The 24,404-nt window shown below is 76.0% G+C and carries 12 protein-coding genes and 1 pseudogene; 6 read left to right on the top strand and 7 right to left on the bottom strand.

The genetic code is table 11. The features are described from left to right. Positions 1-2 precede the first annotated feature (2 nt). The 3 genes from OG802_RS30270 to OG802_RS30260 all read right to left on the bottom strand — a co-directional run bounded on the left by OG802_RS30270 (position 3) and on the right by OG802_RS30260 (position 2,603). Entirely contained in the window at positions 3-527 is a 525-nt protein-coding gene (locus OG802_RS30270) for a hypothetical protein (protein ID WP_329415594.1), read from the bottom strand. Positions 528-532: 5 nt separating this feature from the next. Further along, positions 533-1,108, bottom strand: coding sequence for an RNA polymerase sigma factor (locus tag OG802_RS30265; RefSeq protein WP_329415591.1), 576 nt, complete (start codon positions 1,106-1,108; stop codon positions 533-535). Positions 1,109-1,178: 70 nt separating this feature from the next. Further along, entirely contained in the window at positions 1,179-2,603 is a 1,425-nt protein-coding gene (locus OG802_RS30260) for a S8/S53 family peptidase (protein ID WP_329415589.1), read from the bottom strand. Positions 2,604-2,962: 359 nt separating this feature from the next. Here OG802_RS30260 and OG802_RS30255 point away from each other — a divergent pair, with 359 nt between their 5' ends. Further along, a complete protein-coding gene (locus OG802_RS30255; RefSeq protein WP_329417531.1) occupies positions 2,963-5,542 on the top strand; it encodes a CHAT domain-containing protein in 2,580 nt (859 codons plus the stop codon). A gap of 106 nt (positions 5,543-5,648) precedes the next feature. On the opposite strand, the gene OG802_RS30250 is transcribed toward OG802_RS30255, so the two are convergent. From OG802_RS30250 to OG802_RS30240, 3 genes and pseudogenes are all read right to left on the bottom strand, one after another. Next, the gene (locus tag OG802_RS30250; protein ID WP_329415588.1) at positions 5,649-6,494 is read right to left on the bottom strand and encodes a glutathione S-transferase C-terminal domain-containing protein; all 846 of its coding nucleotides are present in this window, start codon (positions 6,492-6,494) and stop codon (positions 5,649-5,651) included. Positions 6,495-7,157: 663 nt separating this feature from the next. Further along, complete coding sequence (locus OG802_RS30245; protein ID WP_329415587.1) at positions 7,158-8,087, bottom strand: carbohydrate kinase family protein; 930 nt, start codon at positions 8,085-8,087, stop codon at positions 7,158-7,160. A 206-nt stretch (positions 8,088-8,293) separates the two neighbouring features. Next, positions 8,294-8,956 (bottom strand): annotated as a pseudogene (locus OG802_RS30240) (class II aldolase/adducin family protein); the annotation flags it as partial. A gap of 58 nt (positions 8,957-9,014) precedes the next feature. On the opposite strand from OG802_RS30240, the gene OG802_RS30235 reads away from it, so the two are divergent. Beyond that, positions 9,015-9,665: a TetR family transcriptional regulator gene (locus tag OG802_RS30235; protein WP_329415585.1), complete on the top strand. Its 651-nt coding sequence runs from the start codon at positions 9,015-9,017 to the stop codon at positions 9,663-9,665. Positions 9,666-9,786: 121 nt separating this feature from the next. Further along, positions 9,787-10,122, top strand: coding sequence for a hypothetical protein (locus tag OG802_RS30230; RefSeq protein WP_329415584.1), 336 nt, complete (start codon positions 9,787-9,789; stop codon positions 10,120-10,122). A 121-nt stretch (positions 10,123-10,243) separates the two neighbouring features. Here the strand turns inward: OG802_RS30230 and OG802_RS30225 are convergent, their stop codons facing one another. Beyond that, a complete protein-coding gene (locus OG802_RS30225) occupies positions 10,244-11,440 on the bottom strand; it encodes a serine hydrolase domain-containing protein (RefSeq protein ID WP_329415582.1) in 1,197 nt (398 codons plus the stop codon). A 687-nt stretch (positions 11,441-12,127) separates the two neighbouring features. Between OG802_RS30225 and OG802_RS30220 the strand changes: the two genes are divergently transcribed. The 3 genes from OG802_RS30220 to OG802_RS30210 all read left to right on the top strand — a co-directional run bounded on the left by OG802_RS30220 (position 12,128) and on the right by OG802_RS30210 (position 24,401). Next, a complete protein-coding gene (locus OG802_RS30220; protein ID WP_329415579.1) occupies positions 12,128-19,303 on the top strand; it encodes an SDR family oxidoreductase in 7,176 nt (2,391 codons plus the stop codon). Positions 19,304-19,383: 80 nt separating this feature from the next. After that, on the top strand, positions 19,384-24,078 hold the full coding sequence (locus tag OG802_RS30215; protein WP_443055467.1) for a beta-ketoacyl synthase N-terminal-like domain-containing protein: 4,695 nt from the start codon (positions 19,384-19,386) through the stop codon (positions 24,076-24,078). Next, complete coding sequence (locus OG802_RS30210) at positions 24,075-24,401, top strand: acyl carrier protein (RefSeq protein ID WP_329415574.1); 327 nt, start codon at positions 24,075-24,077, stop codon at positions 24,399-24,401. The genes OG802_RS30215 and OG802_RS30210 overlap by 4 nt, the downstream gene beginning before the upstream one ends. Positions 24,402-24,404: the final 3 nt, after the last annotated feature.

Raw genomic sequence — 24,404 nt, 5'->3', positions numbered from 1 at the left:
GTTCAGGCGCGGAGCCACTCCGTCACCACGACCTCGCCGCCCGTGCGCAGCCGCAGGGCGAACGGGCCGGCGGGCGGTGCGGCGCAGGAGAAGCGGCCCATGTCGTCGGCGGTGAGGACGGCGGTGGCCCGGGGGCCGTGCAGCACCTCGATCGCCGCCGACCGGGGCGGCAGCAGCTGCCCGAGCAGTCCGTCGCCGCTCACCTCGACGTCCACCGTCAGTCCGCCGGAGTGGAAGGTCAGCATCCGCGGCACGTCGGCCGCGCCCCGCACCGGGAGGGCGTCGACCAGCGAGTCGAACGTCAGCTCGGCGATGCGGGCGTCCAGGTCGTGCAGCGCGTAGGCCTCGATGGCGACGCGCCGCAGCTCGGCCGGGACCGGGTCCAGGATGGCGCCGGCCTCGCGCAGCTCCTCCTCCAGCCGGTCGTGGTCCGACTCCTCCTCGGCGAAGGGTGTCTCACCGAACAGGTCGTCCTGTCCCGCACCGCTCACGCCGTGCGCGTCGTTCGTGTCGCTCGCGTCGTTCATGTCGTTCACCGTGCTCCCCGTGCGTCGAGTCGGGCGCGCAGCCGGCGCAGGCATCGCTGGCGCATGGGTCCGATGCTGCCGACGGCGATGCCCAGGGCGGCCGACACCTCCTGGTAGCTGGGCGGCGGCGAGGCGATCAGCACGCGCAGCAACTGGCGGCAGCGCTCGCCGAGCGCCTCGAACTCCTGCCAGAGGAAGCGGACCAGCTCGCTCTGCGCGGCCGCCTCCTCCGAGTCCAGCACCGACTGCTCGGGCGTGCGGTCCTCGCTGGCCCGGTCGAGCAGCTGGGGATCGTCGGTCGGCGTCAGCCGCTTCAGGCCCTTGATCACTTTCAGGCACTCGTTGCGCGCGGTGCTGGCGAGCCATGAACCCGCCTTGTGCGGCTCGCGGATCCGCCCCAGGTGCTGGGCGAACCGGAACCAGACGGTCTGGTAGACCTCGTGCCCGTCGGCGTCCGAGAGCCGGTGTGCGCGCACCACCGACCACACCAGCGGGCTCAGCCCGTCCACCAGCGCTTTCCAGGCCGCCGTGTCACCGTCGACGGCGGACCGGACGAGCGCGCCGACATCACTACGGTCCACGGTCCCACCCCTCGTGTACGGCCTGTCATCGTACGCCGCGGCGGGGCTCGGACCGGACCTCACGCCGGCCTCACGACAGGCCGACCGGGACCGGGCGCCAGGTGGGCGGAAGCAGGGCCGGCACATGCGCTCCCCGCACCTCCGCGAACTCCGCGTGAAGGGCGAGCAGTTCGCGGGCGGCGGCCCGCGGGGCGCTCACCCGGCCCCCGGTCATGTGGGCGGCGACGAGACCGGCGGCCACGGGCGTCGCGAAGGACGTCCCGCTCCAGGAGGCCAGCCCTTCGAACATGACCTGGTCGGGCTTGCCCGGCGCGCTCGCTTGCGCCTCGCTCAACACGCCGGTGTGGCGCGGCGAGCGGCAGGTGCAGGAGTAGGCGAAGCCGTAGCGGCACGCCTCGTAGGTGGAGTGCTGGTACACGTACGGGACGGGGGCGTCGAAGCCGGTGAGGGCGCTGACCAGCCGCTCGCCGGGGGCGTACACCTTCACCCAGGGGCCGTGGTTGCTGAAGCAGGCGCCGAACTCGCCGTCGCCGCGCAGGGCGCCGACCGACAGCACGGCGTCGGCGTGGTCGGGCAGCGAGGCGTAGGCCGCGGGCCAGAAGGGCGCGGCGCTGGCGTTGTTGCCGGCCGCGGCGACCAACAGGGTGTCGTGGCGGCGCAGTTCCTCCATGAACGCGGCGACTCCGAGCAGGCCGTCGAGCCGGCCGTTGGAGGTGCCCGCGGAGAGGCTGATGATGTCGGGCCAGCCGTCCTCGACGGCGTCGAAGAGGCGCTCGCCGAACTCGGACTCCAGGATGGCGCCGGCGTCGTTGAGGGTGCCGCGGACGGTGACGTCGGTGTGCGGGGCGACGGCCGCGACGAGTCCCGCGATGAACGTGCCGTGGCCGACGTACTGCTGGAGGATGCCCTCGTCGTCGGTCTCCCTGACCTGGACGTCGCCCCGGGTGCGGGCCAGCAGGGGGTAGGAGCGGTAGTCGTGGGTCAGCCCGGTGTCGATGACGAGCACGCCGACGCGGCTACCGGGGTCCTCGTCGTCGGGCAACGCGGGTGCGGGGTTGGGGCGTTCGGTGCGCGCGACGGGCACCGGTTCGTCGCCGGGACAGGCGTTGACGGCGATGGACACCACGTGGTTGCGGCTGACCAGGCGGCGTCCCGCGCGGCCCTCGGTCTCGCGCAGCGCGCGCAGCGCTCCGGCCACGGCGTGGTCGCCGGCCCGGCCGCCCTCCCCGGGGTCGCCGACGTGGATGCGGGTGATGCCCGAGCGGTTCGTGTCCGGTCCGGCGCGGCGCACCCGGTCGGGGACCAGGCCCTCGGTCTCGGTGAAGTGCGAGCGGACGGCGTCCTCGACGACCTGGGCCTCCTCGCCGTCGCGGGCGAGGACGACGCCCTTCTCGTAGATGAACTCGGCGGAGTCGTCCGGTCCCATCGCCAACGGGACGTCGGGCAGCGATCGCTGGATCTGCTCGAACTGCTCGTGGAATCGCTGTGGCGCCATGGCGTGTCCTCCCCCTGCGGCCGGTGGTCCTCAGCAGGACCCGCCGGACGGCCGTCTGATACAGGTGGTGCGACGGCGGACGGGGGCCGTGCGGTTGCGTCCGCACGCCTGCCGTTCCTCGTCCCGCGTCCGCCCGCCCCCTCGCACCCCCTCGCGCTCCCCCGCAGCGCCTCACGCCTTGTGACGCTCCGTCATTTTGCGTCCCGTTCCGAAGGACTTGGCCGCGTCGCCGAAAGCGGTTGACGCGACGTCCGATTGTTACGGGTGGATACTGCACCGAACCGGTGTGGCCCGCAGGCCGGAGCACTACCATCCGTTCTGTGACAGCGGGAAACGACTCGGTTCTCGAACTGCTGCCGATGGTGTTCGCCGACCCGGGCGACGCGCTGTCGCGGGCGGAGGGAGTGCTCGGCACCGATCCGACGCCGTTGCACGCCTCCGTCGCCCACCAGGTCATCGGCATCTGGCAGCGGGACTGGGGCGACATGCGTCTCGCCCTCGGCCATCTGCGCCGGGCCCGGGACCTCGCTGCGCGCGCGGACTCCGCCGAGCGGGAGGCGGACGTCCTCGGCACGCTCGGCGTGGCGCTGGTGCACGCGGGCCGCACCCGGCAGGGGCTGGAAGCCTTCGAGCGGGGCGTCGAGCGCGGCTCGGGCCACACGCGCGCGCGGGTGCTCTACCGGCGGGCCTACTCCCGGTGGGTCCTCGGCCACCACCGTGAGGCCCTGGAGGACGTGCGCCGCGCGATCCCCGTGCTGCGCCAGGCGGACGACGTCATCTGGACGGCGCGCGCCCTCACCCTGCGCGCCACCGTGCATCTCGCCCTCGGAGCGGTCGAGCGCGCGGAGGCGGACTTCACGGCCGCCGAGACACTGTGGGACACCACCGGCCAGGAGCACGACAAGGCCGACGCGGTGGAGAGCCGCGGCCTGGCCGCGTTCCGCTCCGGGGACGTCCCGGCCGCGCTGCGACTGCTCGACGAGGCGGAGGAGCGCTACGCCAAACTCGGCACGCCCACCTTCATGCTCGCCATCCGGCGCTGCGAGGTCCTGATGGCGGCCGGTCTGGCCCCCGAGGCGCTGGCCGAGGCGGACGCGGCCATCGGCGTCCTCGACGGCATCGGCGGCCAGTCCACCCGCAAGGCGGAGCTGTTGCTGGCCGCCGCGAAGGCGGCGCGGCTGGCGGGCGATCCCGGCACGGCGATCGCGCGCGCGGCCGTGGCCGAGCGGCTCTTCGCCGGGCAGCGGCGGACCTGGTGGGAGGCGCACGCCCGGCTGGTGCTGATCGAGGCGCGGGCGGCCACCGGCCGCGGCTCGGGCCGGCTGGTCGCGGACGCGGCGCGGCTGGCCGAGCGGCTGGCCGCCTTCCAGGCGCCCGCCGCGCCCGAGGCCTGGCTGCTGGCGGGCCGGATCGCACTGGACCTGAACCGGACCGCGGACGCCGAACGCCATCTGCAGATCGCGGCGCGCAGCCGGCGCAGCGGTCCGCCGCTGGCCCGGCTGACGGGCTGGGCGGCGCAGGCGCTGTGGGCGCGGGCGACGGGCTCGGACCGCGGCGTGCTGGAGGCCTGCCGGCGCGGACTCGACGTCCTCGACGCCCACCGTATGACGCTGGGCGCGTCCGAGCTGCGCGCCCGCGCCACCGCGCAGGGGGCCGAACTGGCCGCGCTGGCCCAGGAGGTGAGTCTGGAGCGGGGCGGGCCGCGGCGGCTGCTGGCGTGGAGCGAACGCTGGCGGGCCACGGCGCTGTCCACGCCGCCCACCCGGCCGCCGGGCGATCCCGCGCTGCTGAGCAGACTGACCGCCTTCCGGGTCATCGCCGCCCGGGCCGAGGCGGCGCGCATGGACGGACGCCCGGTGCCCGCCCTGGAGCGGGAACAGCGGCGGCTGGAACGCGAGATCCGCGCCAGGACCCTGCACAGCCGCGGCGGGGCCGCCTGGGGCGGCGACCGCTTCGGCGGGGACCGGTTCGACGTGGGACGGTTGCTGGAGCGGCTCGGCGAGAGCCGCCTCGTGGAACTGGCCGTGCCGGACGGGCGGGTCCAGGTGCTGGTGTGCGAGGACGGGCGGGTGCGCCGGTTCACGGGCGGGCTGCTCGCCGAGGCGGAGCGGGAGGCCGAGCACGTCCAGGCGGGACTGCGCCGGCTGGCGCATCCCGGCGCGGAGGGCAGGCTGCCGGTGGTGGAGGCGGCGGGGCGGCGGCTGGAGGAGCTGCTGCTGGGCGAAGCGGCCGCGCAGCTGGGCTCCGGCCCGGTCGTGGTGGTGCCGCCGGCCCGGCTGCACCGGGTGCCGTGGGCGCTGCTGCCGTCGCTGCGCGAGCGGGTGCTCAGCGTGTCGCCGTCGGCGAGCGGCTGGCTGCGCGCGCGGGACACACGGCCGCCGCCCGGCGGCCGCCAGGTCCTCGTGCGCGGACCGGGACTGGCGGGCGGCGGGGCGGAGGTGCCGGAGGTCGCGGGCCGCTACGGCGCAGCTGTCGTGCTGGAGCACGAGGAGGCCCGGGTCCCGCGCGTGCTGCGGGAGTTGGACGGCGCCGCGCTGGCCCACATCGCCGCGCACGGCACGTTCCGCGCGGACAGCCCGATGTTCTCGTCACTGCGCATGGCGGACGGCCCGCTCATCGTGCACGACTTCGAGCGGCTGGCCCGCAGCCCGTACCGGATCATCCTCTCCAGCTGCGACACGGCCCGGCTCGCCTCGGTCGGGGCGGACGAACTCCTGGGCCTGGTGACGGCATTGCTGCCGCTGGGCACGGCGGGCGTGGTGGCCAGCAGCGCGCCGGTCAACGACGCGGCGGTCGTCCCGCTGATGCTGGCCCTGCACAAGGGCGTCAGCGCGGGCCTGTCCCTGGCGGAGGCGTTGCGCGACGCGCGGGCCGCGCTGCCGGGGGACGCCCTGCACCAGGCCACGGGCTGGGCGTTCGCGGCGTTCGGCGCGGCCTGAACGGGCGCCCGGGTCAAGCGGGTTGCCCGCCGGGCAGCTCGGCCGGCCACCGGGGACGCGCGGTCGCCCGCGCCGAGGCGCGGGCACGCGCCGCGAGCCGGCGTCGTCAGGGGGTGACCTGCGGCCGCGTGCCGACGTCGTCCGCCGCGGGGTCCGCCATGACGAGGGCCGGGGCGGCGGCGTCCGGGTCGAGGTGCGCGCCGAACGCGGGGTGGGCGGTCAGCCGACGGGCGTAGGCCCACAGGGCGGGATGACCGGCGACGCGCCGCACGGCCTCCGCGTCGAGGTGGTGGCGGTGGACGGTGTCGAGCTGGACCAGTGCGACCCACAACTCGACGTCCGCCGCCGTGATCCGATCGTCGATCAGGTAGGCGTGGGCGTTCATTCCGCTCTCCAGCACGCCGAGGGTGGCGAGCAGCGTGCCGAGGGCGGCCGCGCGCTCGTCGGCGTCGGCGTCGGCCGCTCCGGCCCGCTGGGCGGCCGCCTCGATGCCCTGGGCGCACATCCGCTCCACGGCCTCGATCTGCGACTCCGCGCCGCACGGGTACAGCGTGGCCCGTCCGCCGCCGAACCCGCGGGCGAGGTCGCGGGCGATGTCGGGCCCGTGGCTGCTGACGATGCGTCCCGACCAGTCGTCGCTGAGCAGCGGGGCGAGGGCCGGTCCGGTGTAGTGGTGCGCGCTCGCCTCGTACAGCGGGCGCAGTGCGGAGTGACCGCCGTCGGGGCAGTCGGGGACGGCCGGCAGGAAGGTGACCGGGCAGACCGCGTCCAGGCCGAGGAGGCTGTGCGTGACGGCGACGCGCAGACAGCCGGGGTCGGCCGCCGCCAGGTAGAGGCGGTAGCGGCGCGGCACGGCGTAGTGGCCGCTGCGGGCGTCCCGGCCGATCCGGCCGCGGAAGGCGGGCGCGGGACGGGCGGAAGGGTGTGCGGCGGTCAGCGGTGTGGCGGACATGACTCTCCCCGGGGCGGGGCGCACTGAGGACGTGCGCGCGGCGGATGCGACGTCGAGGCGGCGGGCCCGGTCACGCGCGCCGGGCCCGGCCGCGTCCGAGGGACGTCGCCGGTGCGGCTGGGCGCGGGGAGGAGGCCCGGCTCAGCCCTGGGACCCCATCGCGCTGCACACACGCTGCAGGTCGATGTGGCGGCGGGAGGTGAGAAGGGGCGACGAGCACGCCGTGCGGCTCGCCCGGCCGAAGACCGGCTCCAGTCGCCCCATCCGTTTCCCTACCTGTTCACTAGGATTCCCGGGGACGAGTGTCGATCCGCCCCTGGCCCCCGTCAAGAGGGCGTCCACCAGGTGAGTACGGGCGGCCGGGCGCAGCCGCGGGGCGCGCCGCGAGGAGGGGGAGGTCCGGAGGCCACCGGTCCACGGCAGCGCGAACGGCGGGCCGGGGCGGGCGGAGCACGGCGTGGGCATCGCGGCGGGCCGCGGCGGGGCGGACGGCGCGCGGGGGCGCGGCGGGGCGGACACCGCGGCAAGTCGGCCGCGTCGGGGCGGAAGGCGCGCCGCGCCGCGACGGGGCGGACATCGCGGCGAGTCGGGCGGGCGAAAGGGCGGAGGGCGTAGGCGGCGCCCCTCCCCTTCCCCCTCCCCCTCAGGCCGGCGGCCGTCGGTTCACTGGCGGGGCTTGTGGGTGGCCGCGAACTCGTCGGCGGCCGCGAGGTCGAAGTCGCCGTGGTCGCTGCCGAGTCCCTGCGCCACCAATGCGGCGCACGCGCTGCCGAGGACCGCGGCGTCGCCCGGGGTACGGCCGAGGCTCACGCCGCGCAGGTAGCCGGCCGAGAAGGCGTCGCCGCAGCCGGTGGTGTCGACGACGTCGACGACGAAGGCGGGGACCGGTTCCGCGCCGTCCGCGGTCACCACCAGCGCCCCGTCCCCGCCGCGGGTGACGGCGACGGCGCCCGCACCCGCGCCGAGGAGTCTGCGCGCCGCGGTCAGCAGGTCGCTCTCGCCGGTGAAACCGAGGGCCTGGTCCTCGTTGGGCAGCAGGTGGTCGATGTGGGGCAGGGCCGCCTCGATCTGCTCGAAGCCGCCGAGGACGCCGGGGGCGAGCAGGTCCACGGAGGTGACGACGCCGTGCTCCTTGGCGAAGGACAGGATGCGGGCGGCGACGTCGACGCCGATCAGCTCCGGTCCGCCGAGGTGCAGATGGGTGGCCTCGGCGAGAGCGTCCCAGGGGACGTCGTCGAGGCCGTAGGTGATGTTGGCGCCGAGCAGGTGCAGGGAGGGCCGGTCGCCGTTGGGCCGGATCGGCAGGACGCTCACGGAGGTGGCGGTGTCGGTGCGCCGGACGAGGAACTCGGTGTCGACGCCCGCCTGTTCGAGGAGCCGCAGCAGCATGTCCCCGGTCGGGTCCGAGCCGACGGCGCCCGCGCTGCGTACCCGGGCGCCCAGCTTTGCCAGGGTGAGGGCGGTGCCGCCCGCGGTTCCGGCGGCGGTCATCCGGATGTCGTCGACCAGCGTCGCGCCCTGGCCCTCGGGTATCTCCTGCACGGGCCGGACCAGTACGTCCAGAACGTGCACGCCCATCGTGAAGACCTTCATCGGCTCTCCCCCTTCGTCGGCTCTTGCTGCCGTGCGGATGTCGCGGGCATCGCGGATGTCGCGGGCATCGCGGATGTCGCGGGCATCGCGGATGTCGCGGGCGTCGCGGATGCCGCGGGCGTCGCGGATGTCGCGGATGGCTCCGGCGGTGCGGATGATTCCGGTGGCGCGGGTGACGCGTCCGGCGCCGGTGCCGCGCCCGGTGCGGGCGCGACGCGGTGGGTGGTGCCGTAGTCGCGGGCCAGGGCCGCCTCGATCACGGCGAGTTGCTGCTGCTCGTCGAGGACGCGCGGCCGGCCCATGACGGCCGCGTCCCGGTAGACGCCGCAGGCCCATTCGAGGAGCAGCGCGTTCTCGACCGCGCCGTCGAGGGTCGTCCCGTGGGTGACCGCGCCGTGGTTGGCCATCAGGGCGGCGCTGCGCCCGTCGAGCGCGGCGAGCACCGACGCGGCCAGCTCGGGCGTGCCGAAGGTGGCGTACGGCGCGACCCGGACGCTGCCGCCGAGGGCCAGCATCTGGTAGTGCACGCAGGGGAGTTCGTCGAGCACGCAGGAGACGGCGGTGGCCATCGGGGCGTGGGTGTGGACGATCGCGCCGACGCCGTAGCGGCGGTAGACGCCGAGGTGCAGGTCCAGTTCCGAGGTAGGCCGCAGGTCTCCGTCGACGACGTTGCCGTCGAGGTCGACGACGGTCACCTGTTCCGGGGTGAGGCCGGCGAGGACCGCTCCGGTCGCGGTGATCGCGACCCGGTCGTCGACGCGTACGCTCACGTTCCCGGCCGTGCCGATGAGGAGGCCTTCAGCCCCCAGCCGTCGGCACGCGTCCGCCACGGCGGCCCGCTCCCGACCCGTCGCGCTTGAAGCGGTCATGGGCGCGAAGGTAGCGTAAACGTGAAACAAAGTCACGTTCAGGTTTGGAGGCAGTTCCTTGGTCCAGCCGACGGCCGGCCCCCACGGCGGCGTACCCCTGCGCCGCACTCCCCGGCAGGCCCGCAGCAAGGCGCGTCTGGCGCTGGTGCTCCGGGCCGCCGAACGCATCCTGGTCGACGAGGGCGTGGAGGCGCTCACCACGACACGGGTGGCGGCCGAGGCGAAGGTGTCGGTCGGGTCGCTCTACCAGTACCTCCCGGACCGCGGCGCGATCATCGACGCCCTGGCCTCGGGCTACTTCGCCCGCCTCGAGGGCGTCATGGACGACCTGGCCCGTGCCGCGGCCGCCGGGCGCTGGGACGACCCGGTGGGCGTCCTCGTCGACACCTGCGCGGGCGTCTACCGCACCGAACACGGCTTCCGCGCCCTCTGGTTCGGCAGCGGGCTGACCGAGCGGACCCGGGCCGCCGACCGCGAGCACAAGCGGCGCATGGCCGACGGCGTGCGCCGGGTGCTGCTCGCCCTGGGCGTGGCCCGCGACGACGCGAGGCTGGCGACGGCGTGCCATGCCGCGATCCTCGCCGCCGACGCGCTCGCCCAGGAGGCCTTCCGCCGCACCCCCGAGGGCGACGGCGAACTGCTCGACGAGGCCAAGGCGATGCTGCGCGGCTACCTCGCCGACGTCGTGACCCGGTACGAGCCCCGGTAGGCGGGCACGGGCCATCGGCGCCGGGCCGGGCGAAAGTCGCTCGCCGCCGCGCCGCCCGGTGGATACGGTCGCTCCCCAGGCGGACCGCTTCCGCGGCCGCCGCACCCGGAAGGCGACCCCCGTGACCACCCTGTGGCGTCCCACCGGTCCGGTGGAGCTGGACCTGGTGCGCGACCTGGCCTGGCGCGCCTGGCCTCCGCGCCTTCCCGAGCAGCCGATCTTCTATCCGGTGCTCAACGAGGACTACGCCGTCAGGATCGCCCAGGACTGGAACGTCAAGCACGACGGCGCGGGGTACGTGACCCGGTTCGAGGTCGACTCGGCGTTCCTGCGCAGGTACCCGGTGCGGCGGGCGGGCGGCCGCACGATCCTGGAACTGTGGGTGCCCGCCGAGGAGTTGCCCGAGTTCAACGCGCACATCGTGGGCGAGATCGAGGTCGTCCACGAGTTCCGGTGACGCTCGCGGGCGGTCGCCGACGGCGCTCTGGTTCGCGGCCGACGCCCGGCGCGACGACGTCCGGGGCCGTCGCCCCGGACGCGGTGCGCGCCGGACGCGGTGCGCGCCGGACGCACCCCGGTCAGCCGGCGAGCGGGTGCTGCGGGTCCAGCAGCGCGGCGATCCGCTCGGTGATCACCTGCGAGTTGTTGCCGCCGGGCGCGTTCGGGCCGACCGTCGTGGACACCGCGATGGACAGCCGCTTGTGCGGCTCGTACGCCATGACGGCCGCGTAGCCGAAGAAGGACGGGTTCTGCAGCACCCAGCTGTTCTTGACGAGGACGCCCACGCCGAAGTGGAACTTCTTCGTCATGGGCAGGCACACCGTCGCGGGACAGGCGGCGGTGGCGTGGCCGAGACCGACCGTGCCCGGGTTCAGCTGCGTGCGGAAGGCGCTCTTCGAGAGCAGTTCGCCCGAGCCGATGCCCTGGCCTGAGCGGGCCAGGTCGCAGACGTCCTGGGTGATGACGGCTCCCGGCGCGGTGGTCCAGGAGGGGTTGAAGTACGTGGACTCCTCGTAGAAGCCGCGTTCCTCGTCGTAGGCGTGCAGCACGGGCTGCGGGATCTCCGCGGTGTCGTTGCTGCGGGTGTTGCGCAGGTCCAGGGGGCGCAGGACGCGCTGCCTCAGCAGGCGGGCGAGCGGGGTGCCGGAGATCTTCTCCAGGACATGGCCGAGCAGGACGAAGTTGGCATGCGAGTAGCTCCAGTTGGTGCCGGGCTCGTACCAGAGGGGGTGGCGCAGGGAGAACCCGACGAGCTCCTTCGGGGTCCAGTGCTGCCAGGGGTCGGCGTACAGCTTCTTCAGGAAGGCCGGGTCGGTGACGTAGTCGTGCAGGCCCGAGGTGGAGTCGCCGAGCATGCGCAGGGTGATCTCGTCGCCGTGCGGCAGGTCGGGCAGCCAGCGCGAGACCGGGGCGTCGAGGTCCACCTTGTGCTCCTCGACGAGCTGGAGCAGCACGGTGCCCATGAAGGCGATGCCGACCGAGCCGGTGCGGAAGTGCATGGCGGGGGTCGCGGGCACGCCCGTCATGGACTCGCCGACGGCCCCCGTCACCAGTTCGCGCCCGTCGACGGTGACCCTGACGAGGGCGGCCTTGAGGCCGAGCTGCTTCTTGGCCCGGCGGACGATGTCGAGGACCTTGCGCGCCTGGGCGTCGGGGCTGCGGGTGGCGGCGCAGGCACGGTCGGGGTGGCCGGGACCGGCGGCGGCGACCGCCGTCTGCAGGGTCGAGGCGAGGAGAGCGGCGGCGCACAGCAGCGCCGTACGAGTACGCGTCATACGCGCACTATGGGCTGATCTTCACAACGGTACGGGCACTGACACTCGGACACCGGGGGCCCGGGGCCGGACAGAACCCGTACGGAGGAGTGCCGCCGTCCCCGCGCCGAGGGGCCGCGTCGCTGCCGCGCGGTCAAACCGGTCGACGACCTCCCGAGGACCGGCCTGACCGCGCAGTCATCGCAGTCTTGGCGGCTGCCCGGCCGGCGTCAAGACCCGTCCCGGTGGGTGGGCGGCGGGCGACGCGGCGAGCAGGGGGCTCTTCCGGTCACTCCGCAGGTGTCCTTCCGGTCACTCCGGGACGTCACACGGATTTTTCCCGGCCACCGGATCGACGCCGGCGGCAGGCGTCCGTTCGGGGACATGCGGTCCAAAGGAACCCAAATCTGACGGTCACTCATGTTCCGCTGAGATGAGCCGGGGGTGAACATGCCTGCCGGCGACGGGAATTGATCCGTTTTCCTCCCCCCTGGCCCTTCACTCTCGTCTGACCGAATCACTACGGCCGGTCACCGGCCGATGGTTCGAACGTTGACCAGTGAGTAACAAGACCACTACCTTTCAACGCGTTTCGAGCACGCGCTACAGAACGGCGTTCCGGGTGAACCTCTCCCCGCCGGAACGCGGTGAGCCGCCTTTGCTGTCCCGAACCCCCCACCGTGCAGTCTCACCTTGATTCGGAGAATCATGACGTCCGCTGTGCGTTCCGAGGACATGATCATCGGCATCACTCCGTTCGGCGAGCCCGACGCCGGGCTCGCCCTGGCCGTCGGCCGGTCCGGCGGTCTCGGAGTGCTGGACCTCGGACCCGGTGACCGAAGATCGCGCGAGGCCCTGGCCCGGCTGCGGCGCGCCTGCCCGGGCGGGTTCGGCGTCCGCGTCGACGCGCACTGCCGGCTCACCCCCGCCGACCTGGATCCGGACGGCCCCCACACCGTGATCCTCGCCGTCGGCGCGGCGTCCGGGACCGCCTGGCCGGTCGACGTGCTCGCGGCGCGCGTGCGGGTGCTCGTCGAGGTCACCGACCTGGCGGGCGCACGGGACGCGGTACGCGCCGGAGCGCACGGTCTGATCGCCCGCGGCGCCGAGTGCGGCGGCCGCGTCGGCGCCCTGAACACCTTCGTCCTGCTCCAGCAGCTCCTCGCGGCGCCCGAGGTGACCGTACCGGTGTGGGCGTGCGGCGGCATCGGCCCCCGGACGGCCGCCGCCGCGACGGCGGGCGGCGCGGCCGGGGTCGTCCTGGACGGACAGCTCGCCCTGCTCGCCGAGTCGTCCCTGCCCGAGCCGGCCGCCGCCGCGCTGCGCACCCTCGACGGCTCGGAGACCGTCGTGGTGGCCGGTCACCGGGTTCTGCTGCGGCGCGGCCCGGACGCCCCGCGGCTCGCCGAGGACGCCGGACCGCGGGAGGCGGCGGCACTGCTCGGCGCGCGGGACCCGCGCACCCAGCTGCTCCCGGTGGGCCAGGACGGCTTCCTCGCCGCCCGGTTCGCCGAGCGGTGGGGCGACGCCCGGCGCACGGTCCGCGCGCTGCGGGAGGCGATGCTGGACGCCGTCCACGACGACTCGGCCGCGCGGGCGCTGCGGCCCGGCTCGCCGATGAGCCGGGCGCTCGGCACCCGGCTCCCCGTCGCACAGGGGCCGATGACCAGGGTGAGCGACGGCCCCGCGTTCGCCGCGGCGGTGGCGGCGGACGGCGCGCTGCCCTTTCTGGCCCTGGCGCTGGCCGACGGCGCACGGACCCGGACGATGCTGGCCGAGACGCGCGACGCGGTGGCCGGCCGGCCGTGGGGCGTGGGCGTCCTCGGCTTCGCGCCGGAGGACGTGCGCGCGGCCCAGCTGGAGGCCGTACGGCAGCTGCGGCCGACGCACGCGATCATCGCGGGCGGACGCCCGTCGCAGGCGCGCGCCCTGGAGCAGGACGGCGTCCGCACCTTTCTGCACGTGCCCTCGCCGGGGTTGCTGCGGCAGTTCCTGGAGGCCGGGGCGCGCCGGTTCGTGTTCGAGGGCTCGGAGTGCGGCGGGCACGTCGGCCCGCGCGGCAGCTTCGCGCTCTGGGAGGCCCAACTCGCCGTGCTGGAGGACTACTTCGAGGGCCGTCCGGCGGACGGCGTCGAGGTGTTCTTCGCCGGCGGGGTGCACGACGAGCGGTCGGCGGCGATGGTCGCCGCGCTCGCCGCGCCGCTGACCGCCCGCGGTGCGGCCGTCGGCCTGCTGATGGGCACCGCCTACCTGTTCACCGACGAGGCCGTGTCCTGCGGGGCGATCCGGCCGCTGTTCCGGCGGCAGGTCATGGACGCGGAGGCCACCACGCTGCTGGAGTCCGCGCCGGGGCACGCGACGCGGTGCGTGCCCAGCCCGTTCGCCGCGGACTTCCGCGACCAGGAGGCCCGGCTGCGCGCCGAGGGCGTGCCCGACCGGCGGATCTGGGAGGAACTGGAGCGGCTCAACGTCGGCCGGCTGCGCCTGGCCAGCAAGGGCGTGACCCGCGACGGCGACGGCGCGCTCGTCCCCGTCGACGAGCGGCGCCAGCTCGCCGAGGGGATGTTCATGGCGGGCGAGGTGGCCGTGCTGCGCTCGGCCGCCACCACGCTCGCCGCCCTGCACGAGTCGGTGACCACGGGCGCGGCCGGGCACCTCGCCCGCCGGGCGGCGCGGACGGCCCCCGCCGAGGACACGCCCGCGCCCGCCGCGCCCGCTCCGCTCGACATCGCCGTCGTCGGCATGGCGTGCATGTTCCCCGGGGCCCCCGACCTGCCCGCGTTCTGGGCGAACGTCGTCGGCGGCGTGGACGCGGTGGGCGAGGTGCCCGCCGAGCGCTGGGACCCGGCCGTCCACCACGGCGCGTCCACCCCTTCCAAGTGGGGCGGGTTCCTCCCCCGCATCCCCTTCGACCCGCTGCGCTACGGCATCCCGCCGGCCTCCCTCGGCCACGTCGAACCGGTGCAGCTGCTGTCCCTGGAGGCCGCCCGGCGCGCCCTGGAGGACGCCGGATACGGCGACGGCGGGCGGGACTTCGACCGCTCCCGCACCTCCGTGGTGTTCGGCGCGGAGGCGGGCAGCGACCTGTCGAACGCGGCCACGCTGCGCGCGGTGCTGCCCTCGTACTACGGCCGCGTTCCCGAGGCCCTGGACGAGCAGCTCCCGCGGCTGACCGAGGACTCCTTCCCCGGCATGCTCGCCAACGTCATCTCCGGCCGCGTCGCCAACCGGCTCGACCTGGGCGGCGCCAACTACACCGTCGACGCGGCCTGCGCCTCCTCGCTGGCCGCCGTGGACGTCGCCTGCAAGGAACTGGCCGGCGGCACGTCCGACGTGGTCCTGTGCGGCGGTGCCGACCTGCACAACGGCATCAACGACTACGTCCTGTTCTCCTCGGTGCACGCCCTCTCCCCGACCGGCCGCTCCCGCGCCTTCGACGGCTCGGCGGACGGCATCGCGCTCGGCGAGGGCGTCGCCTGCCTGGTCCTGAAGCGGCTCGCGGACGCCGAACGGGACGGCGACCGCGTCTACGGGGTCATCAAGGGACTCGGCGCGTCCAGCGACGGCCGCTCCCTCGGACTGACCGCGCCCCGGCCCGAGGGCCAGCGCTCGGCCCTGGAACGCGCCTACCGCAACGCGGGCGTCTCCCCGGCCGACGTCGGGCTGGTCGAGGCGCACGGCACGGGCACCGTCGTCGGCGACCGCACCGAACTGCGCGTCCTCAGCGAGGTGTTCGCCGAGGCCGGGGCCAGGCCGGGCGGCTGCGCGCTCGGCTCGGTGAAGTCGCAGATCGGGCACACCAAGTGCGCCGCCGGACTCGCCGGGCTCATCAAGACGCTGCTGGCCCTGCACACCGGCGTCCGGCCGCCCACCCTGCACGTCGAGTCGCCCAACCCGGCCTGGGACGCGGACGCCAGCCCCTTCGCCTTCCACGCCGAGGCCCGCCCGTGGGCGGCGCCCGCGCCCGAACGGATCGCCGGGGTCAGCGCGTTCGGCTTCGGCGGCACCAACTTCCATGTGGTGCTGGCCGCTCACGCGGGCGGCGTGCCACCGGTGCGGGGGCTCGACGCCTGGCCGGGCGAGCTGTTCGTCTTCCGCGGACGGGACGAGGCCTCGGCCCGCCGCTCGATGGAGGAGCTGCTGAAGGCCGCCCGGGCGCCGGGCCGGCCCTGGCGGCTCCGCGACCTCGCGCTGGGCGCGGCCCGGCGGTCGGACGCGAGCACGGACCCGGCCCGGATCGCCCTCGTGGCGACGGACGTCGACGACCTGGTGGACAAGCTGCTCCGGGCCACCGCCGGTCCCGCGGATCCGTCGGCTCCCGGCGAGCACGCGGGCCCCGGCGGGCGCGCCGCGACGGACGGCGTCCACCGGGCCCCGTCCGCCGCCACGGACGGGAACACGGACCGGGACGGGAACAGGGAAGGGGACGGCGTCTCGCAGGACGCCAAGGTCGCCTTCCTCTTCCCCGGCCAGGGCAGCCAGCGCACCGGCATGCTCGCCGACCTGTTCGTCGCCTTCCCCGAGCTGCGCCCCTACCTGGAGCTGGGCCGCGCCCACGCGGACGCCCTGTATCCGCCGGCCGCGTTCGACGACGCCGTGCGCGAGAGGCAGAACGCCGCGCTGACCGACACCCGCGTGGCGCAGCCCGCGCTCGGCGTCGCCGGGCTCGCCGCGCACGCCGTGCTCACCGCGGCCGGCGTGCAGCCGGACATGGCCGCCGGACATAGCTACGGCGAGCTGGTGGCCCTGTGCGCGGCGGGCGCGCTCACCCCCGAGACGCTGCTGGAACTCAGCGCCGAGCGGGCGGCGGCGATCCTGCGGGCGGCGGAGTCCGCCGGGGCCGCGGACGGCGACGCAAGCGGCGGGGCCGACCCCGGGACCATGGCGGCGGTGTCGGCCGGCGCCGAGGAGGTGACCCGAGCGCTCCGGGCGTCGGGCGCACCGGAAGGCGTCGTCGTCGCCAACCGCAACGCGCCCGGCCAGACGGTGATCTCGGGCCCCACTGAGGCCGTCGCCGAAGCCGTCCGGCTGCTGCGCGCGGCGGGGCACGGAGCCAAGCGCATCCCCGTCGCCTGCGCGTTCCACAGCCCCATGGTGGCCGCCGCGGGCGACGCGTTCGCCGAGGCGCTCGCGGCCCGCCCGGTGCACGCGCCCGAGATCCCGGTGTGGTCCAACCGCACGGCCGCCCCCTACCCGGCCGACGGCGACGCCGTGCGCGCCGGGCTCGCCGCCCAGATCGGCGCCCCGGTCGCCTTCGTGGAGCAGATCGAGGCCATGTACGAGGCGGGAGCACGCGTCTTCGTCGAGGCCGGTCCGGGCTCGGTGCTGACCGGGCTGACGGGCCGGATCCTCGGCCACCGGCCGCACACCGCGGTGGCCTGCGAGCCCCGGCCCGGCAGCGGACTGCTCGGCTGGCTCGACGCGCTGGCACGGCTCGCCGTCGCGGGGCTGCCGGTGCGCGCCGGATGGCTGCTGCGCGGCCGTGACGCGGTGGACGCACTGCGCGCTCCGGAGCCGAAACGCCCCGGCTGGACGGTCGACGGCCAGCTGGTGCGCACCGCCGACGGCGCCCTCCTGCCCGGTGCGCTCGCGCCGGCCCGACGCGTCGAGGCCCCCACCGGCACCACCGGCCTCACCGGCCTCACCGACCCCACCGAGAGGACAGCGACGACTGTGACGACGAACCCCCCGCACGGCGTCCCGTCCGACCGGGACGCGCTCGTCTCCGAGTTCCTGCGCACCAGCCGCGAGATGATCGCCGCCCAGCGCGACGTGCTGATGACCTACTTGGGCGCGGACCCCGGCGCACGGCTCGCCCCGCCCGCCGCTCCGGCTTCTGCCCCTGTTCCGGCTCCGCAGGTGATCCGCGCCGTCGGTGAACTCCCGTCTCCGGGACCGGAGTCGGCGGCCGGGGTCCCGGCGGCCGGGGTCCCGGCGGCCGGGGTCCCGGCGGCCGCCGTCGGCGAGCCGGCCGCGGTGGAGCCCACCGGGGAGAGTGCGGGGGCGGTCGACGTGCAGCGGGTCGTGCTGGAGATCATCAGCGAGCGCACCGGCTACCCCGTCGACATGATCGAGCCCGACCTCGATCTGGAGGCGGACCTCAGCATCGACTCCATCAAGCGGGCCGAGATCGCGGGCGAACTGGCCCGGCGTCTGGGCGCGGGGGCCGACGCCGACGTCGCGGCCCTCGACGACGACGCGCTGGAGGAGCTGGCCAAGGCGCGGACCGCCGCCGCGGTGACCGCCTGGCTGACCGCCCGGCTGGGCGACCCGGCCGCGAACCCGGCCGTGAACGCCGCTGAGGAACCGGACCCGGAACCCGCGGCGGGTCCCGGGCCGGAGCACGAACCGGAACTCGGGCCGGAGCACGGGCCGGAGCACGGGCCGGAGCACGGGCCGGACGCCGTCACCGGGGAGGCGCCCGGACGGCGGCTCCTGCGGCCGGTCCTGCTCGACGAGCGGCCCGACGCCGCCGCCGACCCGGCGGCCGCACTCGCCGGCACGCGCTGGACCGTCCTCGGCGACGCCCCCGAGGCCGTCGCCCGGCTGGCGTCCCACGGCGCCGACGTCGTCGTACGCGCCCACGACCACGTCCTGACGCAGGCGGACGGGCCGGTGGACGGCGTGCTGTGGCTCGGGGCCCTCGCGGACGCCGACGACTCCCCCGTGCTGCCCGACATGTTCCCCGTGCTGAAGGCCGCCCTCGCGCACGAGCCGCGCGTGCTGCTGGCCGTCCGCCGCGCCGACGACGAGAGCCCCGACCCCCGCACCGCGGGGCTGCGCGGACTGTTCCGGACGGTGGCGCGGGAGTATCCGCAGACCGTGGCCCGGCTGGTCGAACTCGCCGACGCCTCGCCGCCGGCCGTCGCGGACGCCGTCGTCGCCGAGGCCGTCGCGCCGGACCGGACGCCCGTCGTGCTGCGGACGGCGGCCGGGAGGCACGGATTCGAACTGGTCGCGGCGCCGCTCGGCACGCTCGGCGCCACGGGCGCGGGACCGGCCGGGGAGGGCGCCGCGGAGGCGGCCGCGCTCGGCCTGGACCGGGACTCGGTGGTGCTGCTCGCGGGCGGGGCGCGCGGCATCACGGCGCAGTTCGCCGCCGCGCTCGCCCGCGCCGCCCGCTGCCGGCTGGAACTGCTCGGCCGCACCCCCGCCCCCGACGGCCCGGAGGCCGCGGACACCGCGTCCGCCCGCACCCCCGCCGCGCTGCGGGCGGCGCTCGCCGCACGCGGCGGTCTGCGGCCGGCCGAGATCAACCGGGCCGCCGAACTGCTGCTGGCCCAGCGGGAGATCACGGCCACCCTCGCCGAACTCGGCGCCCTGGGCAGCCGGGCCCGCTACCGCTCGGTCGACTTCCGTGAACCGGAGGCGGTGCTCCAGGCGGTCAAGGAGATCCACGCCGAGCACGGCCGGCTCGACGGCGTGGTGCACGCGGCCGGCGTGATCGAGGACCGGCTCCTCGCGGAGAAGAGCCCCGAGTCCTTCCGCCGTGTGTACGGCACCAAGGCGACCGGCGCGCACGCCCTGCTCACCGCGTTGGAGGAGCTGCCGGCGGCGCCCGCGTTCACCGTGCTGTTCGGGTCGGTGTCGGCCGTGCTGGGCAACCGCGGCCAGGTCGACTACGCGGCCGCCAACGACGCGCTGGAGACCCTCGGAGCGGCCTTCGCCGCCCGCACCGGCCGGCGTGCGGTGACCGTGCACTGGGGACCCTGGGCGCCCTCGGCCGGGCACGCGGGCATGGTCGGGGCGGAGCTGGCCCGCGAGTACGCCCGGCGCGGCATCCGGCTGATCGACCCCGAGGAGGGGACGGCCGCGCTGCTGCGGGAGCTGGCCTGGGGCGACGAGTCCGCGACCGCCGTCGTCTACACCGCCTCGGGCTGGTGACCGGCGCGGTGCGAGCGCCCGGACACGGCGAAGAGGGCACGGTTTTGACGGCGCGTCAGGTTCCGGTCGCCATCGTCGGGATGTCGGTGCTGCTGCCGGGCGCCCCCGGCCTGGACGCCTACTGGCGCAACCTGCGCGACGGCGTGGACGCGATCGGCGAGGCGCCGGAGGGGCGCTGGGACGCCGGGTTCTACCGGCCGGGCACCGCCTCCGCCCCGGCCGTCGCGGACCGGGTCTACGCCCGCCGGGGCGGATTCGTGGACGGGCTCGCGCAGGTGGAGGTCACCCGGTTCGGGATCATGCCGAACTCGGTGGCCGGTACCGAGCCCGACCAGCTGATCGCGCTGCACGTGGCCTCGGCCGCCCTCGACGACGCGGGCGGCGCGGACCGTCTGCCCGACCGGGGGCGGGTCGGCGTGATCCTGGGCCGGGGCGGCTATCTCACGCCCGGTCTGGTCCGGCTCGACCAGCGGGTGCGCACCGCCGGGCAACTGGTGCGCACCCTGGGCGAGTTGCTGCCCGACCTGACGGGTGACCAACTCGACCGGGTGCGTGCCGCGTTCACCGAGCGGCTCGGCCCGGACAGTCCCGAGTCGGCGATCGGCCTGGTGCCCAACCTCGCCGCCTCCCGGGTCGCCAACCGGCTCGACCTGCGCGGCCCCGCCTACACGGTGGACGCCGCCTGCGCCTCGTCGCTGATCGCCGTGGACCAGGCGGTGGGCGAACTCGCCTCCGGGCGCTGCGACATGATGCTCGCCGGGGGCGTCCACCACTGCCACGACATCACGCTGTGGAGCGTCTTCTCCCAGCTGCGCGCCCTCTCGCCCAGCCAGCGCATCCGCCCCTTCCACCGGGACGCCGACGGCATCCTGATCGGCGAGGGGACGGGGGTGGTCGTCCTCAAGAGGCTGGCCGACGCCGAGCGGGCCGGCGACCGGATCTACGCCGTGATCCGGGGCACCGGCGTGGCCGGCGACGGCCGGGCGGCCGGACTCGTGAACCCCGATCCGGGCGGCCAGGCGCGGGCGGTGCGGCAGGCCTGGCGGGCGGCCGGACTCGACCCCGCCGCACCCGGCTCGATCGGCCTGCTGGAGGCGCACGGCACCGCGACCCCGGCCGGTGACGGCGCCGAACTCACCACGCTGGCCGACGTGTTCGGTCCCGGTGACGCGGACGCCGTGCTGGGGTCGGTGAAGTCGATGATCGGGCACGCGATGCCGGCCGCCGGGGTCGCCGGGCTGGTCAAGGCCGCGCTCGCCGTCCACCACCGCACGCTGCTGCCCACCCTGCACTGCGACGACCCGCACCCCGCCCTGGCCCGCACCCGGTTCCGCACCCTGGAGAAGGCGGCCGACTGGGAGACCACCGGGCGCCGGCCCGTGCGCCGTGCCGCCGTCAACGCGTTCGGGTTCGGCGGGATCAACGCGCACGTCGTGCTGGAGGAGGCGCCGGGCGCCCGCGCGAGACGTACGGACGTGCAGGCCCGCCCGGCCCTTCGGGTCGCCGAACCCGAGCGGGTGCTGCTGCTGGCCGCCGACTCACCGGCCCGTCTGGCCACCCTCCTCGACGCCGACGACTCCGCCGTACGGGCCGCCGGACTCGACGCGGACCGGCCGCACCCGCAGGCGGGGCCCGCCCGGCTCGGCGTCGTCGACCCGACCGCCAAGCGGCTCGCCCTGGCCCGTCGCGCGGTGACCCGCGAGCGGCCCTGGCACGGCCGCAGCGACGTCTGGTTCCGGCCCGGCCCCCTGCTGGGCGCCGGGCACGACGGGCCGGCGTTCCTCTTCCCCGGCCTGGAGGGCGACTTCACCCCGCAGATCGACGACGTGGCCGCCCACTTCGGCCTGCCCGCGCTCACGCTCGACGCGGGCCGGGCGGACGACGTGGGCCGGCACGGCTTCGGCGTCGTCGCCGTCGGCCGCCTCCTCGACGCGGCGCTGCGCCGCGCCGGGATCGTGCCGGGCGCGGTCGCCGGGCACAGCGTCGGCGAGTGGACGGCGATGACCGCGGCCGGGCTGTACTCGGGGGACGAGGTCGACGCGTTCATGAGCGCCTTCGACCCGGACTCGGTGACGGTGCCCGGCCTGGCCTTCGGGGCGATCGGGGCGTCGGCCGAGAGCGTCCTGGCCGCCCTGCGCGACGAGGACGGGGACCGGGCGGGCCTGGTCCTGTCCCACGACAACGCGCCCGGCCAGTCGATGGTGTGCGGTCCGCAGGCCGCGGTGGAGGCGTTCGTGCGGGCGCGGCGCGCCCAGGGCGTCCTCAGCCAGGTGCTGCCGTTCCGGTCGGGCTTCCACACCCCGATGCTGCGCCCCCATCTGGCGCCCATCGAGGAGGCCGCCCGCCGGTTCCGGCTGCATCCGCCGCACACCCCGCTCTGGTCGGGCACGACCGCCGCGCCGTTCCCCGCCGACGAGGCGGGCGTGCGGGCCCTGTTCGTGCGCCACCTGCTGGAACCGGTGCGGTTCCGGCAGCTGACCGAGGCCCTGCACACCGCGGGACACCGGGTGTTCGTGCAGGTCGGGCCGGGTCAGCTCGGTTCCCTCGTGGGGGACACGCTGGGCGCTCGCGACCATCTGGTGGTCGCCGCGAACTCGCCCCACCGCGGCGGACTCGCGCAGTTGCGCCGGGTGGCCACCGCGCTGTGGACGGCGGGCGCGGCGGTGTCGCCGTCCCTGCGCCGCGCCGGGACGGCGGCCGGGGGCCGGCGCCCGCCGGTGCGGCTGGACCTGGGCGGCGCGCTGGTCTCCCTGGCCCCCGGACGGCTCGCCGAACTGCGGGCCGAACTGCGCGTAGGACCGCGCGGCGAGTCCTACCGGGATCCGGGTGCGTCCGCCCCCGCGCCGGGCCCGGGCGGCCCGTCGCCGCTGGACGCGCTCGCGAACGGCTCCCCGATGGCCGCCGAACTGAGCGCCCTGCTGCGCGAGACCGCGGACACGGCCGCCGCCCTCATGTCCGCGCGGACGACGGGTCCGACGGGCCCGGCGCGGACGGCGGGGACGGCGGGGACGCCGGGGACGCCGGGGACGCCGGGGACGCCGGGGACGTCGGGGACGTCGGGCCCCGCGCGGACGTCGGGGACGCCGGGGACGTCGGGCCCCGCGCGGACGTCGGGGACGCCGGGGACGCCGGGGACGTCGGGCCCCGCGCGGACGTCGGGGACGCCGGGGACGCCGGGGACGTCGGCGCCCGCCGCCTCGCCGTCGCGGGGGCCGCGGCGCACGACCGTCCGCGTCTCCCCCGACACGATGCCGTACCTGCTGGACCACTGCTTCTTCCCCCAGCGGCCCGGCTGGCCCGAGACGGCCGACCGCTGGCCGGTCGTCCCGGCGACGACGATCGTGCAGCACATCGTGGACGCGGCCCTGGAGACGGCCCCCGGCGCGGTGGCAGCCGCCGTGCACGGCGCGCGCTTCGAGGAGTGGCTCACCGCCACCCCGGCCGTCGACGTGCCGGTCACCGTGACGCCCGAGGAGCCGGGCCGCCTCGCCGTCTCCTTCGGTCCGCGCGCCCGCGCCACGGTGGAACTCGCCGCCGCCCATCCCGCGCCGCCGCCCGCGCCCTGGCCGGTCGACCCGCGCGACGAGCGCACCCCGGACCACACCGCCGCCCAGCTGTACGCCGAGCGCTGGATGTTCCACGGACCGGCGTTCCAGGGGGTCGCCGAGCTGACCGCGATCGGCGAACGCCATGTCCGCGGACGTCTGCGCACCCCTGCCGCTCCGGGCGCCCTGCTGGACAACGTCGGACAGATCCTCGGCTACTGGATCATGGCGACCCGGGCCGAGCGGACCGTGGTGTTCCCGGTGGGGATGCGGGAGATGCGCTTCTACGGGCCGCATCCGGCGCCGGGCACGGAGGTGGGCTGCCTGGTGCGGATCGCCTCGCTCACCGACACGCTCCTGGAGGCGGACGTCCAGCTGACGGCCGGGGGGACGGTGTGGGCGGAGCTGTACGGCTGGCAGGACCGCCGCTTCGACAACGACCCGCAGACCCGGCCCGTCGAGCGGTTCCCGGAGCGCCACACCCTGTCCGAGGCCCGGCCGGGCGGCTGGATGCTGCTGCACGAGCGGTGGCCGGACCTGGCGTCCCGCGAGCTGATCATGCGCAACTCCCTGGGCGGCGCGGAGCGCGCCGAATACGCCCGGCACGCGCCGCGCGGTCGCCGGCAGTGGCTGCTGGGCCGGATCGCCGCCAAGGACGCGGTGCGCCGGTGGCTGTGGGACCAGGGCGAGGGCCCGGTCTTCCCGGCGGAGCTGCGGGTGCACAACGACGACGCGGGCCGCCCGTACGTCACCGGGGTGCACGGCCGGGCCCTGCCCGCGCTGGACGTCTCGCTGGCGCACTGCGCGGAGGCGGCCGTGGCGATCGTGCGGCCGCACCGGCCCGGCCCCGGACCGGGGATCGACGTCGAGGAGGTCGTCGAGCGCGCCCCGCAGGCCATGGCTGCCGCCCTCGGCGACGGCGAACTGCGGCTGCTGCGCCGCCTGTCGGAACAGACGGGCGACGGCGAGGCCCTGTGGTTCACCCGGTTCTGGGCGGCGAAGGAGGCCGTCGCCAAGTCCGAGGGCTCCGGATTCGGCGGCCGGCCACGGGACTTCGCCGTGCTCGACGCGACACCGGCCGGCGACCGGCTGACCGTCGCGGGCCGCCTCGCACGCGCCTGCACGGTGCACTGCGCTCCGGCCGCCAACCCGCCCCGGCTGCCGGAGCGCGCCTACGCCGTGGCATGGACGACGGGACAACCGACCGCTGAGGAGTACGACGCCCGATGACAACCCCCGCCCCCCGCACCCCCGTCACCCCCGACGAGGCGTCCGTCCTCGCCGACCTCACCGCCATGCTGGCGCGCCTCCTGGAGGACGAGTACGGCCTCGACGACGTCGAGATCGGCATGGCGACGACCTTCAACCGCGACCTGGAGCTGGAGAGCATCGACCTGGTCACCCTTGCCGGCCTGCTCCAGGAACGCTACGGCGAGCGCGTCAACTTCGCCGAGTTCCTGGCGGACATGGAGTTCGACGAGATCATCGAGCTGACCGTCGGACGGCTGGTCGAGTACGTCGTGACCAGCCTGAAGGCGACGGAGGCGAGCTGAGCC

It is taken from the genome of Streptomyces sp. NBC_00704, assembly GCF_036226605.1.
Lineage (GTDB): Bacteria > Actinomycetota > Actinomycetes > Streptomycetales > Streptomycetaceae > Streptomyces.
Note: the sequence above shows the minus strand (reverse complement) of the source record. Positions and strands in the feature narration are given on the sequence as shown.